The sequence below is a fragment of the Pseudomonas floridensis genome, from assembly GCF_002087235.1.
Lineage (GTDB): Bacteria > Pseudomonadota > Gammaproteobacteria > Pseudomonadales > Pseudomonadaceae > Aquipseudomonas > Aquipseudomonas floridensis.
The window spans coordinates 1-582 of the sequence record NZ_MUIO01000119.1; the positions used below are offsets into that span (position 1 = coordinate 1).

1 pseudogene is annotated in these 582 nt (G+C 52.2%); it reads left to right on the top strand.

Features of this window, described 5'->3' with window-relative positions:
• Positions 1 to 110: 110 nt before the first annotated feature.
• Positions 111 to 582 (top strand): annotated as a pseudogene (locus tag BZK31_RS29915) (DUF6708 domain-containing protein); the annotation flags it as partial.

The window sequence follows — 582 nt, forward strand, 5'->3', positions numbered from 1 at the left end:
CCCCAGCGACGAACTGATCCAGCAGAGCGAAGCCGTGCGCAAGACGCTGCGCAAAGGGCTGACCGTGTTCGATCATTTCGCCAGCGTCGAAAAAAGCGAGGTCAGGGAAAATGCCTGAGGACCAATACGAACGCCTGCCTGTAGCCGGGGATACGGAAAACGAGTCCGGTACTGAAGTTTTCTACCTTGCTCCACGGCCAGTTCCCACCGGGGTGGCAGCTTTTAGCTCGCGCAGCCTTCATCAATACGCCAATGACGTTTACATGGACTTTGGACTGAGTTCAGCGACGGTTGAGTTTGCAGTCCGATGCTCTTTTGGGTCGGTTTTATTTATTACTACTTTTTGGATGCTCATAGGTTTAGGGTTAAGCATTGATGGTTATTTCAGGTTTGGAAATCCTTTTTTTGATTTTTTTATAAGATTAATTTTGCTAAACCCCTACCTCTGGGGGTTCTCCGGCGGCTTGGCACTAATGTATCTCTGCTGCTTCGTCCACGCCGTCTACCCCCATTCCAAAATCCCGCCCACTCGCTTCAACCGCCAGCGTCGTGAAGTCGCCTACGTGGCCAGCCGGGGGGAGC